Here is a 6,991-nt window from a genome sequence, read left to right as displayed (position 1 = left end):
GGCGACGGCAGGTCGAGCGGCGGCGGCAGCGGCAGCGGCAGCGGCAGCGGCAGCGGCAGCGGCAGCGGCAGCGGCAGCGGCAAGGTGACGATCGCGGTCAACGGGCAGGGCGCCGGTTCAGGACGGGTCGCCGTCAAGGCGAAGGCGGTCAAGGGGGCCGCCGCGTGGGCCGACCCCGAGGCGCTCGCGTCCGAGCCGCGCGGCCGGCACCGCACCACGCTGGTCTCGCCGTTCGACTCGCTCATCTGGCACCGGGGCCGCACCGAGCGGGTCTTCGGCTTCGCGTACACGCTGGAGCTGTACGTGCCGCGTCACAAGCGCGTGCACGGCTACTTCACCATGCCCGTGCTGGCCGGGGGCAGGCTGATCGGGCGGGTTGACCCCGCGCGTGACGGCTCCACGCTGGTGGCGCGGCAGCTCAGCCTGGAGCCCGGGCTGAGCGGCGCCCGGTGGGCCGACGCGCTGCGTGACGCCCTCTGGTCGGCCGCCGAGTGGGTGGGCTGCGACGCCGTGCGGGTCGAGCGGGCCGACCCGGGCCTCGCCGCCCACCTGGAGACGGCCGTCAGGTGATCTCGAGCATGCGCTCGCGCACGGCGTAGACCACGGCCTCCATGCGCGAGTGCAACTGCAGCTTGTCCAGGATGTTGCGAACGTGGTTCTTCACCGTGTTCTCGCTGATGAACAGCTGCTTGGCGATCTCCCGGTTGTTCATGCCCTTGGCGACCAGGCGCAGCACCTCCATCTCGCGCTCGGTGAGCCGCGGGACCGGCAGCTGGGGTGGCCGTTCGGACTCCTTGCGGCTCATGTTCGCGAACTCGGTGATGAGCTTGGCCGCCATGGCCGGGTTGATGAGCGACTGGCCCTCGTGGACTCCGCGCACCGCCGCCGGGACGTCGTTGATCTGGACGTCCTTGAGCAGGTAACCCGTGGCACCGGCCTTGATGGCCTCGAAGAGGTCCTCCTCCTCGTCGCTGACCGTCAGCATGATGATGCGGGTGCTCGGAACCGAGGCCCTGATGCCCTTGGTGGCCTCGATGCCGTCCTGCCGGGGCATGCGGACGTCCATCAGCGCCACGTCGGGCATGAGGCGGTCGGCCAGTTCGACCGCCTCCTGCCCGTCGCTCGCCTCTCCGACCACGTCGATGTCCGGCTCCGCGGCCAGCGCCAGAGCCAGGCTCCGCCTGATCAGCTCGTGGTCGTCCACGATCAGCACACGGATCGGCTCGCCACCGGGCGCGCCGCCCTCGCCGGGCTCGGTCACAAGGCCTCCTCGGTCAGCCTCGCGACCTCGCTTCGCTCGCTCACACACACCTGACTGAGCTCGCTCACGTCTCCTCCTCGTCGGGGGGGCCAGAGCCGTTGGACCGATGATGACACGAGTGCCGGGTCCTCGGTTGGTCGAGAAGATCCTTTAAGACGCTATCAGGGCTCGACGAGCCGCAACACGCCGTAGTTGTACCCGCGCCGGTTGTAGACGACGCACGGCTGGCCGCTCTCCTTGTCTCGGAACAGGTAGAAGTCGTGGCCGACCAGCTCCATCTCGAGGAGGGCCTGGTCGATGGTCATGGGTTCGGCCCGGTGGAACTTCTCCCTCACGATGAGGGGGCCGTCACCTTCCATCTCGATGGGGACGATGTCGTCGTAGCGCTGGTCGTCGTACTGGGCGTCGTCGGGCAGCTCGCCGGTCTCGGGCTCGGGGGCCTCGGTGGCGAGCGGGGATGGGGCGGGTGTGAGATCCGCGGCGTCAGGGAGCGTCGCGGTGAGCTCCGCCACGGAGGGCGGGCAGTGGTTGCCGTGGTGGACCTTGCGCCGGTCGGCGAGCCTGCGCAGGCGCCCCTCCAGCTTGTCCAGAGCGATGTCGAGGGCGGAGAAACGGTCGTCGGCGGAGGCCTCGGCCCTGATGGCGGGCCCCCGGGAATGGATGGTCAGCTCGACGCGCTCGCGCTGTGCGGCGAGGCGCGGATTGCGCTCTTTCGACACCTCCACGTCGACTCTGATCAGTTTGCTGTCGAGACGCTCGATCCTGGCCAGCTTGGTCGTCACTTGGTCGCGGAACCGATCACTCACTCCTGTGTGCCGGCCCTTGACGATGATGTCCATGCAACAGCCCCCCTTCGCCTAACGACTGAGATAGAGCGCCCGGCGACGCGCCTGCCGGGCAGGGTCTTCTGTTTGCCTCCTCTTCACCGTTCCCCGCTTTCGGCCTTCCATCACCGGAGTTTCGGGCGGCACCCGTTCGGCCGACCTGGTCTTCGACCCCACATCCGCCTGCTGAGGGTTTCGCAGCTCTGCTGCCACTACTCCCCTTCTCTTCTGACGAGGGACATCTGGACCCTCGGGAAGGCAGGACTTACCCCTAAGCCGCACCGTGATCGGTCGACAAAGAGTCGCCTTACGTGGGCCGTTTCGCCTGCGGCTGGCATCGGCTAGCAGAGCCGGGACTCCCGGCTCTGCGCAACCACGGACCCGAACGGGTGCCATGTCAGAACGCTATCCGGATCGGACCCGAATGTCAGCCTGAGGATTGCCCAAAGGATCACTTTCTGTGATTTTCGCTTGGTGTGACTCGGGGGAAAGTTGCCCCCGTTTAGGATCTCCCTACCTTTATGTACCGCCCGATGATCTCTCTGAGCTGGCCACAAGCAGTACAGGGGGTAGTCAGATGTGACCCCCACGTGAGCACGCCGCGAGGCCCGTCATCACCTACGGTGACTATCGGGCATTTCCAGATCTTCGGCGTGTCGCGGCCACGGTCGCGGCGCACACGACGTCCGCGCCCCACTCCCGGAGCGCCCGGGCGGCCTCCGCCAGCGTGGCCCCGGTGGTCACCAGATCGTCCACGAGCACCACGGGCGTGCCGAGCGTCCGAAACTTGTCCGACCCGTGATCGTGGAGGGCGCTCACCATGCCGTGCGGGCGGGGCCCGGAGGGGGCCGTGAGCGGCCTCCCCGGCGGGGCGGCGACGCGCAGGGAGCCGGCCAGGTTCGCGGCGCGCTCGGCCGCGCTGAGCCCCGCCTGGTCGGCCACGCGTCGTGCCGGCGTCAGCGCCCGGCACAGCACGGCCGGATGGCCGAGCCGCCTCAGCGCGTGGACGGCCCGCTCGGCGAGCACGCCCATGGGGTCGTGGCCCCGGGAACGCAGGGCGCGGCGGGCGCTCGGCACCGGCACGATCGCGAACGGCCCCGCGAGCGGGCGGCCGGCCGCGAGGGCCGAGACCACGGTGAAGGCGAGCAGAGTGGCGAGCGGGACCGCCAGGCCGATCTGGGCGCGCTCCTTGTAGGCGATCACGGCCCGCCGCAGCGGACCTTCGTACCAGGCGGCCGACCAGCAGGCCGGGAGCCCGGCGGGGCGCGGGACCGGCGTCCGGGACGCCGGGGCGGCGAGCGGCGCGAGGCACGCGTCGCACAGCGGCGCCCCGGCCGTGCCGCAGCCCACGCAGGGGCGCGGCAGGAGCACGTCGAGCACGGCGGTCAGCACGCGCCCCAGCATGCAGGACGCCACCGACATTCCCGCCGGCCGCGCCCTCCGTGGGGGACCGGACGCCGGAGGGGCCCGTCAGCCCAGGGAGAAGATGGGGTTGTCGGCGTCGCCCGAGACCTTCGAGACCCAGCCCTGCTTGTCCTGGTTGAACTCCAGGATCTCCTTGCCGTGCTCCGTGGCCGCGAGCAGCCGCTGCCCCAGGGCACTGATCAACTGGAGTCGCTTGTTGGTCGCAGGGAGCTCCGTGCTCTGCCCGTCGCCCACGTAGATCTCCCTGACGCTCTGCGCGTTCTTGCCCCGGACGAGCACCAGCAGCCGCTCGCCGTCGCGCCAGGCGATGTCCTCGATCTCCTCGTCGGACACCGTGATCAGCGTCTGGAAGTTGCCCAGCATGGGGGTGCCGCCCCCGCCGGTGATCGCGCCGACCCGGACCTCGTTCTTACCGACCGTCACCGCGACCCGCACGCCGTCTCGCGAGATGCGCAACTTCGTGACGGCGAGCCCGTCGAGGCCCGGCGCGGCGACCCGCTCCGGACCGCGGCCGGAGGCCGGGTCGCACCGCAGGACCGCGCCGTTGGCCTTGTCGTAGGTCCACAGCGTGCCGTCGCGGTGCCAGGAGGGCGCGGTGAGGTCATTCCGGTCGCCCTGGATCCAGCGCTGCCACCGGCCGTCGGGCGCGACCCGGGTGACCCAGATGCCGCCGCCGGCCACGTCCGTGCCAAGCGCCGCGATCATGGCGCCGCCGTCGGACATCGACAGGTCGCGGTAGAGGTCGTTCGGCTGACCGGCGGGGCCCTGGACGGCGTTGCCCGCCCGGTCGTCGCCCAGGGAGCGCACGGAGCCCCTGCTGACGTAGTAGGCGGGGCTGACGTTGCTGCCGAGCCAGTCCTCGCGCATGTCGTCGGCGCGGATGACGAGCGGGTCGGAGGAGTAGAACGGCTCACCGTCGAGCTGCACCTCGATGGTGCGGCCGTTGGCCATGTCGTTGTTGTTGAGCGTCCACTTGAGCTGCGCTTTGAGCCCGTCGGTGTACAGCTCGTCGGGCGCTATGGGGCCGTGCAGGTCGACCACGACCCGGTCGTCGTCGGAGCGGACCGAGCGGACGCTCATGCCCTGCGGGAAGACGCTGCCGACCGCGCCGTGCAGAGCCTTGCTGGGCCCTTCCAGGAGGCGGCGGACGATGGTCTGCGCGAAGTTCTCGGCCGGCTTGATCCGCAGCCACACCCGGTCGACGACGAGCCGCCGCTCGGAGAAGAGCCGGCTCGGGCCGGGCGGCCCGGCCAGGTAGTACAGCTTGGTGGGCCGGTAGGCGCGGGCCACGTCGTCCATGGTCAGCAGCAGCCCGGCGCCCCGCTCGACCGACTGGACGCGGTAGGCGCCCCCCTCGTCCTTGACCAGCGTGAAGTCGACGGAGATGTCGCCCACGGCGGCCGAGTACGGCATGTACGTGTCGTCGGCCTCGATGCGGGCGACCGGGGTGCCGACGAGCCGGATGACCACCTGGTTGCCGTCGCTCTTGCCCACGTAGTCGTACTTGGGGCGGTTGGCGATGACCGTGACGGGGCCGTCCGGTTTCCAGGTCTTCGCGGTGGCGGGCGTGAGGTACGTCGACAGCACGCCGGGGTCGTCCGCGTAGGCCGCCATCGCGGCCTGGAGACCCTGGACGACCTGGAGGGGCGCCCAGGCCGGGTCTGGCGTGACGGCGATCATGCGCTGGAACGGCTTGCTCATGGGGTCGCCGCCGCCGGCCTCGTCCACCGGGAACGGGCCCCCGACCGGGATCACCGCGCACCCGGAGCCCGCCCATGCCGTGACGGCGACGGCCAGGGCGGCGGCCAGCCGCCTAGACCTCCTCATGCCCGGCCCCGTCTCCCGACGCCGGCAGCAGCACCGGGGTCATCTGGCCTCGCCAGGTGCGGCGCATCTCGATCTCGGGGGGCACCAGGGACAGCGGCGAGCCCTTGAGGTCGGCGCCCGCCGTCCTGGGCAGCGTGAGCCTGAACTGGGTGCCCTCGCCGGGCTGACCCCACGCCTGGAGCCAGCCGCCGTGGAGCGTGGCGTCCTCGCGGGAGATGGCCAGGCCGAGCCCGGTGCCGCCGATGGTGCGCGCCCGCGAGGGGTCGGCCCGCCAGAACCGGTCGAACACCATCGTCTCCTCGCCGGCCTTCAGGCCGATGCCGTGGTCGCGCACGGCCACGGCGACGGCGTCGCGGTCGGCGCCCACGGTGACCACCACGTCGCGGCCCTCGCCGTGCTCGATCGCGTTGAACAGCAGGTTGCGCAGGATCCGCTCGACCCTGCGGTTGTCGATCTCGGCCATGCACGGCTCGTTGGGCAGCCGCAGCTCGAAGCGGGTGGAGTGGCGCTCGGCCAGCGCCTCGGAGTCGGCGATGGCGCGCAGCACGACGTCGCGCACGTCGACGGGGTCGAGGTCGAGGGTGGCGGCGCCGGCGTCGTAGCGGCTGATCTCCAGCAGGTCGGCCAGCATGGACTCGAAGCGTTCGAGCTGGGCCTGCATGAGCTCGGCGGAGCGCGCGGCCATCGGCTCGAAGTCCTCGCGGGCGTCGTAGAGCAGGTCGGCGGCCATCCGCACCGTGGTGAGCGGGGTGCGCAGCTCGTGCGAGACGTCGGAGACGAACTGGCGCTGCACCTGGGACAGCTCCTCCAACTGGTGGATCTTGAGGGCGAGGTTGCCCGCCATCTCGTTGAACGAGGTCGCCAGCCGGGCCAGGTCGTCCTCGCCGCGGACCTTGAGGCGCTCGTCCAGCTTGCCGGCGGCCAGGCGCTCGGCGGCCTGGCGGGCCAGCCGCACGGGGGTGACGACCTGACGCGCCACGAGGTAGGCGATCGCGGCGAGCAGCAGCACGAGCCCGAAGCCCACCACGACGATGGCGAGGCGGACGTTGGAGAGCATCTGCTCTTCGTCGTTGAGCGGGAAGAAGTGGTAGACCTCGTAGCTGGCACCCGCGTCGGGCGGGACGAGGCCGCCGATGACCAGCGTCAGCCGGGGCTGGGTCTCGCCGCTGAAGCGGATGAGCGCCTGGTGCCGCAGCGGCTTGTCGTAGCGCGCGTTCTTGGCCTGCCGTTGGAGGCCCTGCCGGAGGGCGGGGGGCACGTCGCGCGGCGACACCTTGCCCGAGGCGCGGGAGGCGCCCGGGGCGGCGGCGTTGAGGACGAGCACCTCGTAGCGCTTCTTGGAGCCGTTCTCGCCGGAGCCGGTGATGGTGTTCATCACGGCGTCGAGCGGGTCGGCGGGCGCGCTCTTGCCGGGGTCGGCGGGCTTGGCCTGGTCGTCGGGCTCCTGGCTGAGCGCGGCGGCGATCTGGACGCGGTCGGCGAACGCCTCGCTGGCGGCCGACGCCTGGCTGCTCGCGATGACCGACTTGTTGATCTGGTCGGACAGGAACACGCCGAGCACGACCACGACCGTCACGGAGATGACCAGCGTGCTGGTGACGACCTGGAGCTGGAGCGAGCGCCGCCAGGCCCGGCGGACCGCTCCCACCGCACG

6 protein-coding genes are annotated in these 6,991 nt (G+C 71.3%); 1 reads left to right on the top strand and 5 read right to left on the bottom strand.

The window, feature by feature from the left end:
- The coding region (locus AB0H81_RS17675; RefSeq protein ID WP_358375512.1) for a crosslink repair DNA glycosylase YcaQ family protein at positions 1-570 on the top strand (570 nt) is incomplete at its 5' end.
- Here the strand turns inward: AB0H81_RS17675 and AB0H81_RS17670 are convergent.
- The 5 genes from AB0H81_RS17670 to mtrB all read right to left on the bottom strand — a co-directional run bounded on the left by AB0H81_RS17670 (position 563) and on the right by mtrB (position 6,985).
- The gene (locus AB0H81_RS17670) at positions 563-1,261 is read right to left on the bottom strand and encodes a response regulator transcription factor (protein ID WP_358375510.1); all 699 of its coding nucleotides are present in this window, start codon (positions 1,259-1,261) and stop codon (positions 563-565) included. The two genes, AB0H81_RS17675 and AB0H81_RS17670, sit on opposite strands and share 8 nt — an antisense overlap.
- A 161-nt stretch (positions 1,262-1,422) precedes the next feature.
- Positions 1,423-2,100: a ribosome-associated translation inhibitor RaiA gene (raiA, locus tag AB0H81_RS17665; protein WP_358375508.1), complete on the bottom strand. Its 678-nt coding sequence runs from the start codon at positions 2,098-2,100 to the stop codon at positions 1,423-1,425.
- A 612-nt stretch (positions 2,101-2,712) separates the two neighbouring features.
- Positions 2,713-3,477: a phosphoribosyltransferase family protein gene (locus AB0H81_RS17660; protein ID WP_358375506.1), complete on the bottom strand. Its 765-nt coding sequence runs from the start codon at positions 3,475-3,477 to the stop codon at positions 2,713-2,715.
- Between the two features lie 78 nt (positions 3,478-3,555).
- Positions 3,556-5,337 carry an LpqB family beta-propeller domain-containing protein gene (locus AB0H81_RS17655; protein WP_358375504.1) on the bottom strand — a complete coding sequence of 594 codons (1,782 nt, stop codon included), beginning with the start codon at positions 5,335-5,337 and terminating at the stop codon, positions 3,556-3,558.
- Positions 5,324-6,985 (bottom strand): MtrAB system histidine kinase MtrB, encoded by a 1,662-nt coding sequence (gene mtrB / locus AB0H81_RS17650; RefSeq protein WP_358375502.1) that lies wholly within the window; start codon positions 6,983-6,985, stop codon positions 5,324-5,326. The genes AB0H81_RS17655 and mtrB overlap by 14 nt, the downstream gene beginning before the upstream one ends.
- Positions 6,986-6,991: the final 6 nt, after the last annotated feature.

Origin of the sequence: Nonomuraea sp. NPDC050691, assembly GCF_040654455.1 — a bacterium.
Classification (GTDB): Bacteria; Actinomycetota; Actinomycetes; order Streptosporangiales; family Streptosporangiaceae; genus Nonomuraea.
This window is presented reverse-complemented; position numbering and strand designations above follow the sequence as displayed.